Below are 20,480 nucleotides of genomic sequence, written 5' to 3' on the forward strand. Positions count from 1 at the left end.
CGATGCCGATGCCGATGCCGATGCCGATGCCGATGCCGATGCCGATGCCGATGCCGATGCCGATGCCGATGCCGATGCCGATGCCGATGCCGATGCCGATGCCGATGCCGAAGCCGAAGCCGAAGCCGAAGCGCCGGTGGAGGAAACACATCCGGCGCCGGAAAAAACTGACGAACGCGTTGTTGAAAAGCGGGGCGGGTTTGTGCCCGCACTGATCGGAGGCATCGTCGCCGCAGCAATCGGCTTTATCGCGGGACGTGCCGACCTGATCCCGTCGGGCGACGCCGACCCTGCCCAGGCTATTGCAGCGTTGGAGGCCAAATTGGCAGATCAATCCGATCAGATTGCGAAACTTGCCCAGACGTCTGAAACCTCGGGTCTTACGGATCAAATCAAAGCCTTGTCTGACAAGCTAAGCCCGGTCGAAACCGACTTGGGCGCAGTGAAATCCAGCGTTGAAGCGCTGAGTGCACAAGTCGGACCGTTATCGGATCGGTTGAATACGCTCGAAGCGAACCCGGTCACCTCAAACGCCTCGCCCGAAGCAACGGCTGCGTTTGAGGCGGAACTGTCAAAACTGCAAGACTCATTGGCAGCGCAGCGGGCTGAGGTTGAAAAGATGGTTGCAGATGCGCAAGCGCTTGAGGCCAAAGCCTCGGCTGAGGCGCGCGCGGCGACCAATGCCGCGATCCTGTCGCGCCTGCGTGGTCAGATGCAGGCGGGCGAGCCGTATCAAGACCTTGTGACTGAACTGAAAGCAGGTGGTGTGGATATTCCGGATGCCTTGGCTGGCCCGGCAGAAAGCGGTGTTGAAACACTTTCGTCATTGCGGGCGTCTTTTGATCCGGTTGCGCGAACAGCGTTGGCCGATGCCCGGGGCGCGGATAAAGGCACAGGCTTCGTCGCCTTCCTGCAGCGCCAGACCGGTGCGCGGTCGGTGACGCCTCAGGATGGGGACGACCCGGATGCCATTCTGTCGCGTGCGCAAGCCGCCCTGGCCTCGGGCGATCTGAACGGGGCGTTGACGGAATTGAAATCACTGCCCGAAGCGGCGCAGACCGCAGTGGCCGAGTGGGAGCAGGCGGCACAGACGCGGGTCTCTGCCGTAGAGGCCGCGAATACGCTCGCGTCCAGCCTGAATTCGAACTGAGGGACCTGCCATGCTGTGGTCATTGTTTAAAATCCTTGTATTCGTTGCGATTATCGGACTGTTAGCCCTAGGTGCCCAGTTCTTGATGCAGACCAGCGGAGGCGTGCAGATCACCGTCGCGGGAACTGAATATACGCTGGGCCCGCTGCAATCGGTCATCGCGCTGGGCGTGCTGGTTTTTGCGGTGTGGCTGTTCTTCAAACTGCTCAGCCTTCTGATTGCGACACTGAAATTCCTCAACGGCGATGAAACCGCCTTGTCGCGTTATTTCGACCGCAGCCGCGAACAGCGCGGCTATCAGGCGCTGTCTGACGGTCTGATGGCGTTGGCTTCGGGCGAGGGGCGCGTGGCGATGACCAAGGCGAACAAGGCCGAGAGATTGCTGAACAAGCCGGAGCTGACCAACCTGCTGGTTGCCCAAGCGGCTGAAATGACCGGCGACACCAAGAAAGCGTCCGAGACCTACAAGAAACTGGTGACCAACAGAGCGACCCGGTTTGTTGGCGTGCGGGGCATCATGAAGCAGAAGCTGGCCGAAGGGGATCAGGACACCGCGCGGAAGCTGGCTGAGAAAGCCCTGGCGATCAAACCGCGCCACGAGGAAACGCAGGACGTATTGTTGAACCTTCAGACCAAGGCCCAGGATTGGGCTGGTGCGCGGTCCACTTTGAACTCAAAGCTCAAGGCCGGGTATCTGCCGCGCGATGTGTTCAAACGGCGCGATGCGGTTCTGGCCCTATCCGAAGCCAAGGATATTCTGAACGAGGACGCCAGCTTGGATCAGCAAGAGCGCGCGATTGAGGCCAACCGTATGTCGCCCGATCTGGTTCCTGCTGCCGCGATGGCCGCGCGGGCCTATATCGAAAAGGGTAAACCCCGCGCCGCGACGAAGATCATCAAAAAAGCCTGGGAGGCTCAGCCGCATCCGGATCTGGCTCACGCCTTTGCCGAGATTGCGCCGGATGAGTCTGCTCCGGACCGGATCAAACGCTTTGCGGCATTGACCCGCATTCATCCTGAACATCCTGAAACCCGCCTGATCCTGGCCGAGTTGAACATCGTTGCCGAAGACTTCCCCGAAGCGCGCCGCGCGCTGGGGGACGTGGTTAAACAGCAGGCGGATGCGCGTGGCTACACTTTGATGGCGGCGATTGAACGGGGCGAAGGTGCGTCGGACTCCGTGGTACAGGGCTGGCTTGCAAAAGCCCTGACTGCGCCGCGCGGGCCGCAATGGGTCTGCGACAATTGCCAGCATATTCAGGCGGAGTGGACCCCGGTCTGCGATAATTGCGGCAGCTTTGACACGCTCAGTTGGAAGGTTCCGCAAACACCCGAGATCACCAGTGCAACCGGTGTTCACATGTTGCCGTTGATCGTCGGCGCGCTGGAAGACAACTCCGAGACCGAGACCGAGGACGAGACCGACGCTGGCGAAGCAGAAACAGCGGATGTGATCGAATTGGATGTCGAAACGGTCGACGAGAAGGTCGAGAAACAGGCCTGACACTCCTGGTGGGCAGATGATTGTCCCAGCCAATTCCGTTTGCTAACGTCGCCCTCGTGTCGGGGAGGGCACCCAAATCTGAATGTTGGACTATTCGCATAACCCCTGGCTGGTGGCTGCGTCACTGGCTGTGGCGTTGATGGCCGGGTTTACCGGGCTGTACCTGACGCATGGCGCATCGAAACTGGATGATCAAAAGCGCAAATTCGTGGTCGCGCTGGCCGCGGTTATTTTGGGCGGCGGTATTTGGTCGATGCATTTTGTTGCGATGCTGGGCCTGCAACTGCCGATCCTGTTTTATTATGACGCGTTGATCACATTGATCTCAGCCCTTGTGGCGATCCTGATGGTGGGACTTGCGTTGCTGCTACTGCATTTCCGACCTCGCACGATGCAGACTATGGTGACGGCAGGTGTGATCGTCGGCCTTGGCATTGTGGTGATGCATTATGTCGGCATGGCCGGGATGGAGCTATGCCGCCCCGTCTATACCTTCTGGGACATTGCGATTTCGACCGTGGCTTCGGTGGTTCTGTCGGTGCTCGCGATCTGGGTGGCCTATGACAACCGTACCCAGCGCAACATTTTGCTGGGCACTGTGTGTTTTGGTCTCGCCGTCTTCACGATGCATTTCGTGGCCACTGGTCTGACCGATTTTGTTGCCAGCGACAATACAGGCGGAGCAGGGCCTGCGCTGAACAATCAGGTGCTGGCGATGGGCGTGACCGTCTCGGTTTTCCTGATTTGTGGGGCTTTCCTGTTGACCGGAATCACCTTTATCGGGCCTCAGCCCGCTGATGTAACTCCGATGCCAGACCCCGCGCCTGAACCTCAGCCAATGGCGTTGCGCGCAGGCGTTCCGTTCGAGCGCGAAGGACAGACCTTCTTTACAGACGCCGGCAGCGTGGCAGCAATCCGGGCCGAAGGGCATTATACGGTGCTTTACATGGGGGGCGAGAAACTCTTCTGTCCCTGGTCAATTACCGAGGCTGAAACGCGCCTGAAACCCGACGGGTTCTTGCGGGCGCATCGCAGCTATCTGGTGAACCCGAAACATGTGTCGAGTTTTGAACGGCACAAGGACAATGGCACCTGCTATTTCGAGGGTGTTGATGCCTTGCCAAAGGTTCCGGTCAGTCGATCTCGACTAACGGCAATCCGTGACGCGCTGGGCCTATGATCGCAACTCGTGCAGCTTATTCGCAATTCGTGAAACATCCGGCGCGCCCTGTTTCACGCCACTGGCGGCGATAGCGCCGGGTCCTCTTTTCTTTCCTCAGGTCCCCCAAGGCATACCGCTCGGACCCAGGGAGGAAAACATGATACCAGCCGGTTTTGAGTATCACCGGCCAGGCGATATCGCCTCGGCCATTGGCATTCTGCAAGAACATGGAGACGAGGCGCGCGTGATCGCGGGCGGGCACAGCCTGATCCCGATGATGAAGCTGCGTATGGCCGAAATGGGCCATCTGATTGACCTTCAGGCGATTGATGAGCTGAAGGGTATCGAGGTCGGGTCCGATACCGTGGCTTTGGGTGCCATGGTCACACAGCATGAGCTGATCACGCATGAGGGCCTGGCCTCGGCGATCCCTTTGATCCGCGAAGCGGCGTTGCAGATCGCTGATCCGCAAGTGCGTTACATGGGCACTGTTGGCGGCAATGTGGCCAATGGCGATCCGGGCAATGACATGCCGGGTCTGATGCAATGCCTTAACGCGACCTTTCATCTATCGGGTCCCGACGGAGCGCGCGACGTCGCTGCGCGTGAATTTTACGAGGCGGCCTATTTCACAGCGCGCGAAGATGAGGAAATTCTGACCCGCATCTCCATTCCCGTGCCGGGTGCGGGTGTCGGTCAGGCCTACGAGAAGCAAAAGCGCAAGATCGGCGATTATGCGACTGCGGCTGCAGCGGTGATGGTTGGCAATGGCACAGCCTCGGTCGCAATGACCAATCTGGCCGATACGCCCATCTGGTCAGAAAGCGCAAGCAATGCGTTGGCCGATGGCGATGTAAATGGCTGCGTTACGGCAATGCTCGATGCGATCGACCCGGTGGCCGACAACCGCGGCCCCGTCGAATTCAAGAAACATGTGGCCGCCGTGATGCTGCGCCGCGCCATCGACCGTGCGCAGAATCGCGCGGGTTGAAGGGAGGAAACCATGTCGAAAATGCACGTAAAACTCACTGTGAACGGCAAAGAGGTCGAAGGACTGGCCGAGCCGCGCACGCTGCTGATCCACTTCTTGCGGGAAGATTTGAAAATCACCGGCCCTCATATCGGTTGCGAAACCAGCCATTGCGGGGCCTGCACCGTGGATATCGATGGCAAATCCGTCAAATCCTGCACTACCTTTGTAGCGCAAGTGAACGGGGCCGATGTCACCACCGTCGAAGGCCTCACCAATGACGATGGCAGCCTAGGCGTATTGCAGGAGATGTTCCGCGAACATCACGGGCTGCAATGCGGTTTCTGCACGCCGGGCATGATCACCCGTGCGCATAGGTTACTGCAGGAAAACCCGAACCCGACCGAAGAGGATATCCGTTTTGGCATGGCCGGTAACCTCTGCCGCTGCACCGGCTATCAGAACATCGTCAAGGCGATCTCGGCCTCGGCTGATTTGCTCAATGCACAGAAGGAGGCTGCGGAATGAACGACCAGACCCTGACCCCCGAAGAACGCGCCGCCAACCTCAAAGGCATGGGCTGCGCCCGTAAGCGCGTCGAGGATGTGCGCTTTACTCAAGGCAAGGGCAACTATGTCGATGACATCAAGCTGGACGGGATGCTGTTCGGCGCATTCGTCCGCTCGCCCTATGCTCACGCCCGCGTAGTCAGTGTGAACAAAGAGGCCGCACTGGCCGTGCCTGGTGTTGTTGCCGTGTTGACCGCCGAAGATCTCGCGCCTTTGGGCCTGCATTGGATGCCGACACTGGCGGGTGACAAGCAGATGGTTCTGGCAGATGGCAAAGTGCTGTTCCAGGGCCAGGAGGTTGCCTATGTCGTTGCTGAAAATCGGTATATCGCAGCAGATGCGGCAGAGCTGGTCGAGGTTGAGTACGAAGAGCTGCCTGTCCTGACCGACCCGTTCGAGGCGCTGAAATCAGATGTAGTCCTACGTGAAGACCTGGAGGGTCAGACCGAGGGTGCCCATGGGCCGCGCAAGCACCACAACCACATCTTCACTTGGGAACAGGGCGACAAAGACGCGACTGAGGCCGTTCTTGGTGAGGCCGATGTGGTCGCCGAAGAGATGGTTTACTACCACCGCACCCACCCTTGTCCGCTGGAGACCTGCGGTTGTGTTGCCTCAATGGACAAAGTGACCGGCAAGTTGACGCTATACGGTACCTTCCAGGCTCCGCACGCGATCCGCACTGTCGTATCGCTGATTTCTGGTCTGGCTGAGCACAACATCCGGGTGATCAGCCCCGATATTGGTGGTGGATTTGGCAACAAGGTGGGCGCCTATGCCGGCTATGTCTGCTCGGTAGTGGCCTCGATCGTTACCGGTCAGCCGGTAAAATGGGTCGAAAACCGGATGGAAAACCTTATGTCCACCGCGTTTGCCCGCGACTACTGGATGCAGGGCAAGATCGCCGCCACTAAAGACGGTAAAATCACCGGCCTATGGTGTCATACGACGGCGGATCATGGTGGCTTTGACGCCTGTGCGGACCCGACTAAATTCCCGGCTGGGTTCATGAATATCTGCACCGGGTCCTATGACATCCCGACTGCCTATCTGGCTGTGGATGGGGTCTATACAAATAAGGCTCCGGGCGGGGTGGCCTATCGCTGTTCGTTCCGTGTGACCGAGGCGGCGTATTTCATCGAACGCATGATCGAGGTTCTGGCCATCAAGCTGAACATGGACGCGGCTGAACTGCGTCGGATCAACTTCATCAAGGCCGATCAATTCCCGTATCAGTCCGCGCTGGGCTGGGAGTATGACTCGGGTGATTATCACACCGCTTGGGACAAGGCGCTGAAGGCCGTGGACTATGACGGTTTACGCGCCGAGCAGGCGCAGCGGATCGAGGATTTCAAAGCTGGCAAGACCCGCAAACTGCTGGGTATTGGCCTGACGCACTTTACTGAGATCGTTGGCGCTGGCCCGGTGAAGAACTGTGACATCCTCGGGCTTGGCATGTTCGATAGCTGCGAAATCCGCATCCACCCTACGGGTTCGGCCATCGCGCGGTTAGGGACGATCTCACAGGGTCAGGGCCATGCCACGACCTTTGCCCAGATCATCGCCAGTGAGATTGGCCTGCCCGCCGACGACATCACGCTGGAGGAGGGTGATACCGATACGGCTCCTTATGGTCTCGGGACCTATGGGTCTCGATCGACACCTGTGGCCGGGGCTGCAACGGCAATGGCCGCGCGCAAAATCCGAGCAAAGGCGCAGATGATCGCGGCTTACCTGCTGGAGGTGCATGACGACGACGTCGAATGGGACGTGGACCGGTTCTCTGTCAAAGGCGCGCCTGAGCGGTTCAAGACGATGAAGGAAATCGCCTTTGCCGCCTATAACCAGGCCATCCCCGGTCTGGAGCCCGGTTTGGAAGCGGTCAGCTACTATGATCCGCCGAACATGACCTATCCGTTCGGGGCCTATATCTGTGTCATGGAGATCGACGTGGATACCGGCGAATGGGATGTCAGACAGTTCTATGCGCTGGATGATTGCGGCACCCGGATCAACCCGATGATCATCGAGGGGCAGGTTCATGGTGGTGTGACCGAAGCGCTGGCCATCGCGATGGGGCAGGAAATTGCCTATGATGAGATGGGTAATGTGAAGACCGGTACGTTAATGGACTTTTTCCTGCCGACCGCGTGGGAGACACCGAACTATACGACCGATCATACTGTCACGCCCTCTCCGCACCATCCCATTGGTGCAAAGGGTGTGGGAGAAAGCCCGAATGTTGGCGGTGTACCCGCGTTTTCGAACGCGGTTCATGATGCCTTCCGGCCTTTTGGCCTTGTCCAGAGCCATATGCCACATGACCATTGGCGGATCTGGAAGATTGCCAACGGGTTGGGGATGCACGGGTGATTGGGTTCGGATCGGCTTGACCGATCCGACCGAGGCAAGGGGGCTCTGCCCCCTTGGACCCCCGGGATATTTTTAGCCAGATGAAGAATGGATCCTGGTTTTGACTTTAGTGGATGTGCAGAACGGGTTGGCCGCGCAGGGCTACGTCGCCGATGATCGGTTGGCGATGGCGCTGCATCTGGCGCTAGCCTTGGGACGGCCTTTGTTGCTGGAAGGTCCTGCTGGCGTCGGGAAGACCGAGGTGGCTAAGGCAATGGCTGCGTGGCGTGCGGCGCGTTTGATCCGCTTGCAATGCTATGAAGGGTTGGATGCGAGCCACGCCATCTATGAGTGGAACTATCAGCGTCAACTTTTAGCTATCCGAGCGAGTGAAGCAAAAGGTGGGGTGGGTGAGGCAGAGCTGTTTTCGGATGCATACCTGCTAAAAAGACCCTTGTTAGAGGCTATATCTGAAGAAACGCCGCCGGTCTTGTTGATTGATGAGATTGATCGGGCGGACGAGGAGTTTGAGGCGTATCTGCTGGAGATACTGTCGGATTTTCAGATCACGATTCCGGAGTTAGGGACCATTACAGCCCGATCACGGCCAACCGTGATCTTGACGGCCAACGGAACGCGAGACTTGTCTGACGCGTTGCGAAGACGGTGTTTGTACAGTTTCCTCAGCTACCCGTCGAAGGAAACTGAAATGGCGATCCTGCGCGCACGAATGCCAGAGATCGAAGGGATCCTGGCACGGCAGATCATTGGGGTCGTGCAAGCGTTGCGCAAAGAAGAACTGGAAAAAACACCAGGTATTGCCGAGATGCTGGATTGGGCGGCGGCCTTGTCCGGTCTTGGGGTCAATGATCTGGCGAAATCCCGGGATGAGGTGCAGGCAACATTAGTGTGTTTGCTCAAGACAGCTGCTGACTATGATGCTGCCCCACCCGAAGTGATGGATCGGCTGATTGGGAAGGTGGCGTGATGCAAGTCACGCGGTTCCCCTCGCGCGCCGCAGGGTTTGCAGACCGTATGTCGGGCTTCATTGCACATCTGCGTATGAACGGCCTTCATGTGGGGCCGCGGGAAACTGGTGATGCGATGGCGGCTTTGTCCGCAGTTGAGGCAACTGATTCCGAACAAGCACGTCAGGCTTTGTGCGCACTTTTGGCGGGAGATGCAGAAGATTGGCTTCGGTTCGACGACCTGTTTGACGCCTACTGGTTCAACGCCGGCAAACAGCGCTCGGGTTCGTCCAAAACCACACATGTCAGGGTACAATCGGCGAAGCCAATGATCTGGCAAAGTCAAAACACAGGGGCAGAAGAGCCTCAGGATGAAGCGGATACAGAAGCTGCTGTACCGGAAACGGGCGCGGGTGAGGCTGAGGGGATCGATGGGCAGCTGATTGCGACCCAGACGACAAACCTATCCCGCCGAGATCTGCGTGAGTTGATGGATGAAGAGAGCCTAAAACAGGCGGAAACAGCTGCTTTGAGGCTTGCGCGTGCCATACGGGATCGACGATCTCGCAGGCGAAAACAGGCGCTGAGAGGACCTGCGCTAGACATGCGACGTATTCAGCGGGCAAGCCTTGCGCGGGGTGGAGAGCCATTGGACCTGTATCGCCGCGCCCGGCCACCGCGCCCGATGCGGATCGTTGCGTTGTGTGATGTGAGCGGTTCGATGACCGTGTACTCTCGCGTGTTCCTTGCCTTTCTAAAAGGCCTAATCGGCAGCGGGACTGAAGCCGACGCGTATCTGTTTCACACACGGCTGATGCGGGTCACCGACGCGTTGCGGGATCATGACACGCTGCGGGCCGCTGGGCGGTTGTCGCTTATGGCCGAGGGATTTGGTGGTGGCACCGATATCTCGGGAAGTCTTGAAACCTTTCTGAACGGGTATGGCGCGCGCGCCCTGAATGGGCGGACGATCGTGCTGATCCTGTCGGATGGCTATTGCAGCCGAGATCCCGAGGCGCTGGGCCATGCCCTTGCACGTATCCGACGCAAAGCGCGGCGCATTGTTTGGCTGAACCCTCTCAAAGGATGGAAAGACTATCAGCCTATCGCGACTGCCATGCAGGCGGCAGAACCCCATCTGGATGCGCATCTACCCGCCAATACGCTCGACGCATTGGCGGCACTTGAACCCGAGTTCCGGAAGCTTTGAAAGGCTCTAATATGGCGAATCTCGACTTCTTTGACAGAATTGATCAGTTGCGACAGAGCGGTCAGCCTTTCTGCGTAGCGACAGTTCTGCGAACGGCGGATGCGACCTCGGCCAAGGCGGGGGGCAAGGCTGTGATCAATCGCGATGGAGAGATTTTGGGCCATCTGGGTGGTGCCTGTGTACAGCGGGCTGTTCGCACCTCAGCGCAAAAAGCGCTGGCGAGCGGTGTACCGCAGATGATCCGCGTGAAACCTTCGGAAAAGGTGGTGAGCATGACGGACCCTGATGATGTGCAGACCTTCAAAAGCGGGTGCCCATCTGGCGGCACCGTTGATCTTTTGGTCGAACCCTACCAACAGGCCCCGCGATTGGTGATCTTCGGTGACTCGCCCATTGCTTCGGCCTTGGCCGCCCATGGCGCATTGGCAGGGCTGCGTATTTATCTTGAGGATGGGGCTGTTGCCTCGGACGACTATGACCGGTTTTCACTCGATCAGGTCGAAGATTTGGGGGTTGAGGGGCGCGACTTTGTGGTCGTCGCCTCTCAAGGTCGCAATGATGGTGCTGCACTTCGGGCGGCGCTGAATAGTTCTGCCGATCGTGTGTCGATGGTCGCCAGCCGCCGCAAGGCTGATACGCTGTTGGCGAAACTGATCGCCGATGGGTTGGATCCGATGCGCGCCGCGCGCCTTAAATCCCCAGCAGGGTTGGATATTCATGCAATTGACCCGCACGAGATCGCTCTGTCGATCCTGGCTGAGATCGTGCTTTGGCGGAACAGTGATACCGCACAGGAGGTTTCGCATGATGAAAGGCTTGCTTAAGCTGTGCCGCGCGACGTGGCCGAAGCGCCCTGATCTTAGCCTGAAGGAAAAAGAAGAGCTGGCGCTGATCGTGTTCCCGAGATGCTGCTGAAAGAGGAAAGATCTGAATGGAATTGAGCGACGAAATCCGCATCTCGGCCCCGCGTGACGTGGTGTACAAGGCCCTGAACAATCCGGAGATTTTGCGGGAATGTATCCCTGGCTGTGAAGAGTTGACGCAAACCGCACCCGAGGAGCTTGAAGCTAAGGTGGTTCTGAAGATTGGCCCGGTCAAAGCCAAGTTTGCGGGTCAGGTAACGCTGGATACGGCCAAGGCGCCGGATGGATTTTCGCTAACTGGCGAAGGCAAAGGCGGGGCTGCTGGATTTGCCAAGGGCGGGGCCGACGTGACCCTGACCCAGGACGGAGATGAGACAGTGCTTGCCTATACCGCGAAGGTGGATATCGGCGGCAAAATCGCACAGCTGGGCAGCCGTTTGATCGCCGGAACAGCCAAGAAACTGTCAGGAAAATTCTTCACACGGTTTGGTGAGATCGTGTCCGAGCAGGGGGCTTCCTGACGCGAGCAACAAACAGCACTCAACACCGTTCAGCCAACAGGACAGAAATAGCGGCACGCGCCGCTATTGATTTTTTACCGCGCGTAAAGAAAATGAAAAGCTGTGACAAGATACAGGCAGCAAGGGTCCGCAAGCGGTAGGCATGACGAAAATCAAGAACATGGAAGAATTCGCGGCGCTGAGCGGTATCTCAAGGCCGACGGTTTCGAAATACTTCCACGACCCCGAGAGCGTTCGGCCCTCGACGCGGGCACGGATCGAAGAAGCGCTGGAGCAGTTTGATTATCGTCCCAACATCTATGCGGTTAACCAGAACCGTAAGCTGACCAAGAATATCGGCATCGTGGTGCCTTATCTCGCTGATCCGTTTTTTGCCGAGATCGCGAGGTATCTGGAACAAAGCTGTATCGCTGCGGGGTATCGACCGTCCTTGTTCAGCTCGCATGGCGAACAGAAATTGGAGAATGAGATTCTCGACAGTTTGCGGTCGCTGAAGCCGGCGGGCGTGCTGCTGGCCCCCTTGGGGCGCGCATCGGATCGGTCTCAGATCGAAAAGTTCTGCGCCAATGTTCCGACTGTGCTGTTTGACAGCAACCTCGAAGGTTTGGGTGCTGCATTTATTGGTTCGGACAATTTCAGCTTTGTCTCTCAGACGGTCGAATACATGACTCGGACAGGTGAGCCGCCGTCATTCTTTGAGATGCGGACGCCCGCAAACCCCAATGCCAACAAACGCCGCAAGGCCTATATCGAGGTAATGGATCGTTTGGGGTTCGAGCCCCATGTCATCAAGATCGATGGTGAAGGCTGGGCTTTCGAAGAGATCGGCCATCAGGGGGCTTTGAAGGTTTTGGATCAAGGTCTGCTGCGCACGGACTCAGTCCTGTGCAGCAATGACCGCCTTGCCATTGGCTTTCTGGCGGCGTGTTACGAGCAGGGGATTCGCGTGGGGCGGCGTCCGGATTGCGCGCTTCGCGTTGCATCAAATGACGATCATCCCTTTGCCAAGTTTACCTGTCCGTCCCTGACAACTGCTGCACATGACTATGACAACGTGGCTGCGCGCAGCGTCGAGGCCTTGTTTGAACTTATTGAAAATGCGGAAAATTCTGGCAAGAGGACCGAAACTTTGTTCCCTGCGCGGCTGGTGCTAAGAGAATCTGCGTGAGTCAATAAACTTAACGCGCGTAAAGTTTTTATTGACGCCGCGACAATTTTGGAACTACCCTCTCTACACGACATCCAAGCTCAGGGAGGACAGGGATGTATCTGAAGAACGCACTTCGTGCGGCGACTGCACTGACATTCGTCGCTACGGCAGCGGCCCATGCACAAACCATAACGATCGCCACCGTCAATAACGGCGACATGATCCGGATGCAGGGCTACACCGACAATTTCACCGAAGCGACCGGCATTGATGTGGAATGGGTGACGCTGGAAGAAAACGTGCTGCGTCAGCGCGTGACTACCGATATCACCACTAAGGGCGGTCAGTTCGACATCATGACCATCGGCATGTACGAAACCCCGATCTGGGGTGCCAATGGTTGGTTGGTGCCGCTGGACGGAATGTCCGCTGACTATGATGTTGGGGACCTGCTTCCCGCGATGGCCGGTGGCCTGAGCAATGACGGTACGCTCTATGCGGCGCCGTTTTACGGCGAAAGCTCGATGATCATGTACCGCACCGACCTGATGGAAAAGGCCGGATTGGAAATGCCCGAGGGGCCCACATGGCAGTTCATCCGCGAAGCGGCAGCAGCCATGACGGATCGTGACAACGACATCAACGGCATCTGCCTGCGCGGTAAGGCCGGTTGGGGTGAAGGCGGAGCTTTCATCACCGTGACCGCAAACTCGTTCGGCGCACGCTGGTTTGATGAGGACTGGAAACCCCAGTTCGATCAGCCTGAATGGAAAGAAGCGCTGACTTTCTTTGTCGATATGATGAATGAATCAGGCCCAGCGGGTTATGCGACCAACGGGTTCAACGAAAACCTGTCGCTGTTCCAGCAAGGCAAGTGCGGCATGTGGATCGACGCGACAGTTGCAGCGTCATTTGTGACCAACCCCAACGATTCAACTGTGGCGGATAAGGTCGGCTTTGCGCTGGCACCAAATGCGGAAGGCGTGGACAAGCGCGCCAACTGGCTCTGGGCCTGGGCGCTCGCCATCCCTGCCGGTACGCAGCAAGAGGATGCCGCAAAGCAGTTCATCGAATGGGCGACCTCGAAGGGCTACATTGAGCTGGTGGCCGAGAACGAAGGCTGGGCCAATGTGCCTCCGGGTGCGCGGACCTCATTGTATGAAAACGACAACTACAAGGACATCCCTTTTGCGCAGATGACGCTAAAGTCGATCCTTGCCGCTGATCCGCAGAACTGCTGCGCCCAGCCGACGCCTTATACCGGCATTCAGTTTGTCGCCATTCCTGAGTTCGCGGGCATCGCCACGCAAGTCAGCCAGGAATTCTCGGCGGTATACGCCGGACAACAATCGGTGGACGAGGCGCTTGCCAAAGCGCAGGCCTTCACAGCCGAAGAAATGGAAGCCGCAGGTTACTAAGGCTTCCCTCCCGTGGGGGACAGGCAATCTGTCCCCCGCTCCCCTCTTTCGCAATTTGTGTTTTTCTCGCAGGCTAGCCCCATGCCTGAACAGAGAGGTCTTGCATCATGGCGACCCAACACTCCCGATCCGTTGCCCGGCTGATGATGGCACCCGCAGTGGTCCTGCTGCTTGGCTGGATGCTCGTGCCCTTGACGATGACCCTGTATTTTTCCTTCAAGAAATATCTGCCCCTGCGCGGTGGTGATCTGGGCTGGGTCGGCTTCGACAACTACGTCCGGTTCGTATCATCCAGCTCATTCTGGCCCGCGGTTCAAGCAACGCTGATGATCGTCGGAGGAGTTCTGATCATCACCGTTGTCCTAGGCATCCTTCTGGCGATGCTTCTGGACCAACCGATGTGGGGCCAAGGTGTTGTCCGCATCCTCGTGATCGCGCCCTTCTTCGTTATGCCTACCGTGTCCGCCCTGGTCTGGAAGAACATGTTCATGGATCCGGTCAACGGCCTGCTGGCGCATCTGTGGCGCTTCTTCGGGGCTGAGCCGATCTCGTGGCTATCCGAAGCCTCAATGACCTCGATCATCATGATCGTCTCGTGGCAATGGCTGCCCTTTGCAACGCTGATCCTGTTGACTGCGATCCAGTCTCTGGACAGCGAACAGTTGGAGGCGGCCGAAATGGACGGAGCGCCAGTCCTGAAACGGTTCTATCACATCGTCCTGCCGCATCTGAGCCGCGCGATCACCATCGTGATCCTGATCCAGACGATCTTCCTTTTGTCGATCTTCGCCGAGATCTTCGTGACCACCGGCGGCGCATTCGGCACCCGAACACTCACCTACCTGATCTTCCAACGTGTGCTGGAAAGCCAAAACGTTGGCCTCGGATCCGCCGGAGGTGTCTACGCAATCATCTTAGCCAATATCGTTGCGATCTTCCTGATGCGCATCGTCGGCAAGAACCTGGACGCGTGAGGAGGTAAGATCATGGCCCGCGCTGTCACAACCCGCCGCAAATCGTTGAACACCGCCCTCGCCTGGGCCGTTGGTTTGCTGATCTTTTTCCCGATCCTCTGGACCATCCTGACCAGCTTCAAGACCGAGGCGCAGGCGATCGCCAGCCCGCCGCTGTTCCTAAACTTCAACTGGACCTTGGAAAACTACGCCGTCGTGCAAGAACGGTCGGACTATATGCGGTTCCTGTGGAACTCGGTCATCATAGCCGGTGGTTCGACCATTCTGGGCGTGATCATTGCCGTACCTGCGGCTTGGGCGATGGCTTTCGTTCCATCCAAGCGCACCAAGGACATTCTGCTATGGATGCTGTCCACCAAGATGTTGCCTGCCGTCGGTGTTCTCTACCCGATCTACCTGTTGTTCATCCGGCTGGGTCTGCTGGACACGCGCGGAGGGCTGGTCGTCGTCCTGATGCTGATCAACCTGCCTATCATTGTCTGGATGCTCTACACCTATTTCCGCGAAATTCCCGGTGAGATCCTGGAGGCCGCGCGGATGGACGGGGCGACGTTGAAAGAGGAAATCCTCTATGTCCTCACCCCTATGGCCATTCCCGGCATCGCCTCGACCGTTTTGCTGAACTTCATCCTGGCGTGGAACGAGGCGTTCTGGACCCTCAACCTGACCGCCGTCGACGCGGCTCCGCTAACAGCCTTCATCGCCAGCTATTCCAGCCCCGAAGGCCTGTTCTTTGCAAAGCTCAGCGCGGCCTCGACCATGGCGATTGCGCCAATCCTGATCCTTGGCTGGTTCAGCCAGAAACAACTTGTCCGCGGCCTGACCTTCGGCGCTGTGAAATAAGGAACACGACAAATGGGACGTATTCAACTCAAGTCCGTGACCAAAAGCTTCGGCGACGTTGAGGTCATTCCACCGCTGGACCTGACCATCGAAGATGGCGAGTTCACCGTCTTCGTCGGCCCCTCGGGCTGTGGTAAATCCACCCTGCTGCGGCTGATCGCAGGCCTGGAAGATATCACCTCGGGCTCCATCGACATCGACGGCGCGGATGCCACCGATGTACCGCCCGCGAAGCGAGGGCTGGCGATGGTGTTCCAGTCCTATGCGCTGTATCCGCATATGACAGTGCGCAAGAACATCGCGTTCCCGTTGCGTATGGCCAAGTTGGATCAGGCCGAGATCGACAAGCGCGTCGAAGGCGCCGCCAGCGTCCTGAACCTGACCGATTATCTGGACCGCCGTCCCGGACAGCTCTCCGGCGGACAACGCCAGCGTGTTGCCATTGGGCGCGCTATCGTGCGCGAGCCGGCGGCGTTCTTGTTCGACGAACCTCTATCGAACCTTGACGCGGCACTGCGAGTTGGCATGCGGCTAGAGATCAGTGAGCTGCACGAACGTCTGGCGACCACCATGATCTACGTGACCCACGATCAGGTCGAAGCCATGACCATGGCAGACAAGATCGTTGTCCTTCAGGCCGGTGTGATCGAACAGGTGGGCTCGCCTCTGGAGCTCTATCGTACCCCGCGAAACTTGTTTGTGGCAGGCTTCATCGGCTCGCCAAAGATGAACTTTATCGAAGGCGAAGAGGCCGCAAAACATGATGCGCAGACGATTGGTATCCGGCCCGAGCATATCACTGTGTCCGAGAGCGGCGGTACATGGTCTGGTGTTGTGGGCGTATCCGAACATCTTGGATCGGACACGTTCTTCCATATCCACGAAACCGGGCTGGCCGAAACGATCACCGTCCGCGCAGATGGCGAGGTCGGGTTCCGGCACGGGGATCGTATTCACCTGACCCCGCGCTCGGATGTCATTCATCGATTTGACGCCAAAGGATTGCGGATCGAATGAAACGCTTGGCGGGCAAAACGGCGCTGATCACAGGCGCGGCGCGCGGGATTGGGCTGGCTTTTGCCAAGGCCTATATCGCGGAAGGCGCGCGCGTGGCATTGGCTGATATCGATATCGCCCGCGCGCAAATGGCCGCACAGGAGATCGGCGAAGCCGCGATTGCGGTTGAGATGGATGTCACCAGCCAACACAGCATTGATGCTTCTATCGCGCAAACGTTGGATGGTTTTGGTCGGATAGATATCCTCATCAACAACGCCGCGATCTTCACCGCCGCTCCGATTGTCGAGATCGAGCGCGCAGACTACCAGCGCGTCTTTGATATTAATGTCTCAGGCACTTTGTTCACCCTTCAGGCTGTCGCGCGGCACATGATCGAACAGGGGATCAAAGGCCGCATTATCAACATGGCGTCGCAGGCCGGGCGACGCGGAGAGCCCTTGGTCGCGGTTTATTGCGCCAGCAAGGCGGCCGTTATCTCGTTGACCCAATCCGCCGGGCTGAACCTGATCCAACATGGCATCAATGTGAACGCGATCGCGCCGGGTGTGGTGGATGGCGAGCATTGGGACGGCGTCGATGCATTCTTCGCAAAGCACGAGGGCAAGCCACCGGGACAGAAGAAGCGCGAGGTCGCCGCTGCAGTTCCCCATGGCCGTATGGGGTGCGCCGAGGACCTGACCGGGATGGCGGTGTTTCTGGCCTCAGATGAAGCGGACTATGTCGTCGCACAGACCTACAACGTGGATGGCGGAAATTGGATGAGCTGATGGATCCATTGGCGCGTACTCATACACCAGTGAAGCTGCGGTTGGACAATCTGTCCCAGCTTCCTGCAGATGTTAAAACGCCCCGTTACCGGCGCGAGGACCTAACGCCCGGTATTGTCCATATTGGTCTTGGCAATTTTCACCGCGCGCATCAGGCGTGGTATATCCACCGGCTGATGCAGCAAGGTCTGGCGTTGGACTGGGCCATCATCGGCGCGGGTGTGCGCAGTTATGATGCAGAGTTGCGGGCAAAGCTGATTCAGCAGGATTGCCTGACAACACTGGTTGAGCTTGATCCGGCGGCCTTGTCCGCAGAAGTGATTGGCCCGATGATCGACTATGTGCCGATTGAGCCGGGTAACGGGCCGCTGATCGAACGAATGTCAGACCCTGCCATCCGCATCGTGTCGCTTACCATTACCGAAGGCGGATACTATCTGGACGCCAAAACGGGTGTGTTCGATACGGAACATGATGATGTTCGCCATGATGCGCAGAACCCGGAACAGCCGCGCAGCGTTTTCGGTGCACTTGTTGCCGCGCTGAAGCGTCGGCGCGCTGCCGGGCATGCGCCCTTCACGGCGCTCAGCTGCGATAACCTGCAAGGCAATGGTGCGATCCTGCGTGACTGTGTGGTCGGGCTGGCGCGCCTGTCCGATCGCGATCTTGCGGAGTGGATCGACCAGACCGGGGCTTTTCCAAACTCGATGGTGGATTGCATCGTACCTGCCACGTCGGATGACCTTCGCAGCCAGTGTCAGGCGCTGGGCATCACGGACGCCGCCCCGGTTTCGCACGAGAACTTCCGCCAATGGGTGATCGAGGATGATTTCTGCGCCGGGCGTCCACCTTTGGAAACGCTTGAGGTGGCGATCACCAAAGATGTGCATGCCTATGAGGCGTTGAAGCTGCGCATTCTCAATGGCGGTCACCAGATCTTGGCCAACGCGGGTGAGGTTCTGAACCTGCCTACGATTTCGGACTGCCTGCAGGATGCAGACCTCTCGGCCTTTTTTCACAAGGTCCAGACCGAAGAGATACTGCCTCATATCAAAGGCGTGCCCGAGACCAGCCCAGATGCGTATCTAAAGCAGGTTGAGCGCAGGTTCCTGAACCCGACGATCCGTGATTCCACACGTCGTGTGGCCTTTGATGGATCAGCCCGGCATCCGGGGTTTCTGTTTCCATCGCTTCGCGATGCGATATCCTCGGGCGCGTCCTTGTCGGGGTTGGCCTTGGCCGAAGCCTTCTGGTGCCGCATGTGCGCTGGCGCGCGCGAGGATGGGACCACGATTGCGCCCAATGACCCCATTTGGCCGGATTTGCAGGCCGCCGCCCGCGTGGCTCGGGCAAATCCCGCACAATGGCTGGGTGTGGCTAACCTCTATGGTGAGGTGGGGCAGGACCAACGGTTTGCCCAAGCTTTCGTCGATTGGCTGGATTGTATCTGGCAAGAGGGGAGCCGTGCCGCAATTGCCAGATATGTCAGGTCGTAAGACCCCGCGCGAAATCGGGGTGCCTTCACTTAAGACCACCCTGCCTAGTCGCCGAAGGTTGCCAGATAGGCGGTAATATCTTCCGCGCCTTTTTTGAGCTTAACGCTCATGTTCGGGCGAGCGGCCTCGTCGTTCAGATACTCTTTGATGAAACCGATCGGATCCTGCGTATAGGCGATAAGGTTGGCTTCGGTCCAAACCAGACCTTCCTCGCCCGCGCGGATCATGTCATCGGTGAACATGCCAATAGGCAGACGCTCACTGCCATAGCGGTAGTCGTTCTCGGTTCCGGCGATGCGGCCGACTACGCCATATAAATTGGGGCCGGTGATTCCACCTTTCACCAGAACTTCGCCATCCTTGATAATCGCGTGGCAGGATGAACAACGGTTATAAAGCTGTTCGCCTTTGACAGGATCACCGGAGGCGGTTGCCTGGGAAGACAGGGCAATCGTTAACAGAACGGCAGCCAAGGGGGTTTTTGACATCGTAGTCTCCTGATTGACGTTCGCGCAGGAGTTGATGTCTGATGTATCTGGGTGAAGCGCAACGATATTCCGCCGGATTTCGTGCTGCGAAAATCATCTATTTCAGGGGTATTATTTGTTGCGGAACAAAGGGATATTCGTGCCCCAGATCGTGTTCGGTTTCGAACCAATCTTACAAAAGCCAAGCATAGTGAAACAGACAAAGCTGATGTCGAGACGTGCCGAAAGCTGGCCCGAATCAGGCCTATTCGATTCGTTTTGTTGGCAGGCAGAGTGATATAGAATCCCCAAAAAACCCGGTGTGTCGTGACAAAATACACAGATGCGGCGTATTGCGCGTTTATGACCGCTGGACGAATACTAATTGCGTCGGTAGACAACGCGGTTAAGACACCGCCTTCGTGCGGTGTACGAGCTATTTGCCCGCACGCGGGCGCCAGACAATCGGAGATTACCTCGTGTCCCACGCAGAAGACCACGAAGGCACCCGCAGAGATTTCCTGTATTACGTCGCTGGCGGCGCAGGTGTCGTTGCTACCGGGGCAGCCGTATGGCCCCTGATCAACCAGATGAACCCATCCGCAGATGTTCAGGCCCTGTCCTCGATCCGCGTGGATGTCAGCGGGGTTGAGCCGGGTACGCAATTGACCGTCAAGTGGTTGGGCAAGCCGGTTTTCATTCGTCACCGCACAGGCGCAGAAATCGCCGAAGCGCAAGAGCAGGATGCCGAAGGCGTCGATGCCCTGCCGGATCCGCTGGCGCGTAACTTTAACCTGAACGCCGATGCACCCGCAACTGACGCGAACCGCGTTATGCCCTCGCCCGAAGGCGAAGCGCCGGGCGCATGGATCGTTCAGATGGGTGTGTGTACGCACCTCGGCTGTGTGCCGCTGGGCGATGCCGGGGACTTTGGTGGCTGGTTCTGCCCCTGCCACGGCTCGCACTATGATCTGGCCGGTCGTATCCGCAAGGGTCCCGCGCCTGAAAACCTGCCTGTTCCGCCTGCGGAATGGGTCGACAATTCGACAATCCGACTCGGCTAAGGGAGACCCAAC

Annotated in this window: 19 protein-coding genes; 18 read left to right on the top strand and 1 reads right to left on the bottom strand. The window is 58.1% G+C overall.

The window, feature by feature from the left end; translation table 11 throughout:
* The 17 genes from ACR0JX_RS18625 to ACR0JX_RS18705 form a co-directional block, all read left to right on the top strand.
* Positions 1 to 1,150, top strand: a 1,150-nt coding sequence (locus tag ACR0JX_RS18625) for a COG4223 family protein (protein WP_480545262.1), incomplete at its 5' end; no start/stop codon positions are given.
* A gap of 10 nt (positions 1,151 to 1,160) precedes the next feature.
* Positions 1,161 to 2,654 carry a heme biosynthesis HemY N-terminal domain-containing protein gene (locus ACR0JX_RS18630; RefSeq protein ID WP_480545263.1) on the top strand — a complete coding sequence of 498 codons (1,494 nt, stop codon included), beginning with the start codon at positions 1,161 to 1,163 and terminating at the stop codon, positions 2,652 to 2,654.
* A gap of 82 nt (positions 2,655 to 2,736) precedes the next feature.
* The gene (locus ACR0JX_RS18635; RefSeq protein WP_480545264.1) at positions 2,737 to 3,834 is read left to right on the top strand and encodes an MHYT domain-containing protein; all 1,098 of its coding nucleotides are present in this window, start codon (positions 2,737 to 2,739) and stop codon (positions 3,832 to 3,834) included.
* A 139-nt stretch (positions 3,835 to 3,973) separates the two neighbouring features.
* Positions 3,974 to 4,807 (top strand): FAD binding domain-containing protein, encoded by an 834-nt coding sequence (locus ACR0JX_RS18640; protein WP_480545265.1) that lies wholly within the window; start codon positions 3,974 to 3,976, stop codon positions 4,805 to 4,807.
* Between the two features lie 12 nt (positions 4,808 to 4,819).
* On the top strand, positions 4,820 to 5,314 hold the full coding sequence (locus tag ACR0JX_RS18645; protein ID WP_480545266.1) for a (2Fe-2S)-binding protein: 495 nt from the start codon (positions 4,820 to 4,822) through the stop codon (positions 5,312 to 5,314).
* Positions 5,311 to 7,728 carry an aerobic carbon-monoxide dehydrogenase large subunit gene (locus tag ACR0JX_RS18650; protein ID WP_480545267.1) on the top strand — a complete coding sequence of 806 codons (2,418 nt, stop codon included), beginning with the start codon at positions 5,311 to 5,313 and terminating at the stop codon, positions 7,726 to 7,728. Before ACR0JX_RS18645 ends, ACR0JX_RS18650 begins: the two co-directional genes overlap by 4 nt.
* Positions 7,729 to 7,828: 100 nt before the next feature.
* Positions 7,829 to 8,695 (top strand): AAA family ATPase, encoded by an 867-nt coding sequence (locus ACR0JX_RS18655; RefSeq protein ID WP_480545268.1) that lies wholly within the window; start codon positions 7,829 to 7,831, stop codon positions 8,693 to 8,695.
* Positions 8,695 to 9,885 (top strand): vWA domain-containing protein, encoded by a 1,191-nt coding sequence (locus ACR0JX_RS18660; protein ID WP_480545316.1) that lies wholly within the window; start codon positions 8,695 to 8,697, stop codon positions 9,883 to 9,885. Before ACR0JX_RS18655 ends, ACR0JX_RS18660 begins: the two co-directional genes overlap by 1 nt.
* Positions 9,886 to 9,896: 11 nt before the next feature.
* Positions 9,897 to 10,709 (top strand): XdhC family protein, encoded by an 813-nt coding sequence (locus ACR0JX_RS18665; protein WP_480545269.1) that lies wholly within the window; start codon positions 9,897 to 9,899, stop codon positions 10,707 to 10,709.
* 107 nt (positions 10,710 to 10,816) lie between these two features.
* On the top strand, positions 10,817 to 11,269 hold the full coding sequence (locus ACR0JX_RS18670) for an SRPBCC family protein (RefSeq protein ID WP_480545270.1): 453 nt from the start codon (positions 10,817 to 10,819) through the stop codon (positions 11,267 to 11,269).
* Positions 11,270 to 11,411: 142 nt separating this feature from the next.
* A complete protein-coding gene (locus ACR0JX_RS18675) occupies positions 11,412 to 12,437 on the top strand; it encodes a LacI family DNA-binding transcriptional regulator (protein ID WP_480545271.1) in 1,026 nt (341 codons plus the stop codon).
* A 95-nt stretch (positions 12,438 to 12,532) separates the two neighbouring features.
* Positions 12,533 to 13,837 carry an ABC transporter substrate-binding protein gene (locus tag ACR0JX_RS18680; protein WP_480545272.1) on the top strand — a complete coding sequence of 435 codons (1,305 nt, stop codon included), beginning with the start codon at positions 12,533 to 12,535 and terminating at the stop codon, positions 13,835 to 13,837.
* A gap of 107 nt (positions 13,838 to 13,944) precedes the next feature.
* A complete protein-coding gene (locus tag ACR0JX_RS18685; RefSeq protein ID WP_480545273.1) occupies positions 13,945 to 14,811 on the top strand; it encodes a carbohydrate ABC transporter permease in 867 nt (288 codons plus the stop codon).
* A gap of 12 nt (positions 14,812 to 14,823) precedes the next feature.
* Complete coding sequence (locus tag ACR0JX_RS18690) at positions 14,824 to 15,654, top strand: carbohydrate ABC transporter permease (protein WP_170568548.1); 831 nt, start codon at positions 14,824 to 14,826, stop codon at positions 15,652 to 15,654.
* A 12-nt stretch (positions 15,655 to 15,666) separates the two neighbouring features.
* The gene (locus ACR0JX_RS18695) at positions 15,667 to 16,671 is read left to right on the top strand and encodes an ABC transporter ATP-binding protein (protein ID WP_480545274.1); all 1,005 of its coding nucleotides are present in this window, start codon (positions 15,667 to 15,669) and stop codon (positions 16,669 to 16,671) included.
* Positions 16,668 to 17,441: an L-iditol 2-dehydrogenase gene (locus ACR0JX_RS18700; RefSeq protein ID WP_480545275.1), complete on the top strand. Its 774-nt coding sequence runs from the start codon at positions 16,668 to 16,670 to the stop codon at positions 17,439 to 17,441. Before ACR0JX_RS18695 ends, ACR0JX_RS18700 begins: the two co-directional genes overlap by 4 nt.
* Positions 17,441 to 18,937, top strand: a complete 1,497-nt coding sequence (locus ACR0JX_RS18705; RefSeq protein WP_480545317.1) for a mannitol dehydrogenase family protein — start codon at positions 17,441 to 17,443, stop codon at positions 18,935 to 18,937. Before ACR0JX_RS18700 ends, ACR0JX_RS18705 begins: the two co-directional genes overlap by 1 nt.
* A 44-nt stretch (positions 18,938 to 18,981) precedes the next feature.
* Here ACR0JX_RS18705 and ACR0JX_RS18710 read toward each other — a convergent pair whose 3' ends face one another.
* Positions 18,982 to 19,425, bottom strand: coding sequence for a c-type cytochrome (locus ACR0JX_RS18710; protein ID WP_480545276.1), 444 nt, complete (start codon positions 19,423 to 19,425; stop codon positions 18,982 to 18,984).
* A gap of 458 nt (positions 19,426 to 19,883) precedes the next feature.
* On the opposite strand from ACR0JX_RS18710, the gene petA reads away from it, so the two are divergent.
* Entirely contained in the window at positions 19,884 to 20,468 is a 585-nt protein-coding gene (petA, locus tag ACR0JX_RS18715; protein WP_170534380.1) for a ubiquinol-cytochrome c reductase iron-sulfur subunit, read from the top strand.
* Positions 20,469 to 20,480: the final 12 nt, after the last annotated feature.

The sequence above is a fragment of the Ruegeria sp. AH7 genome, assembly GCF_056541325.1.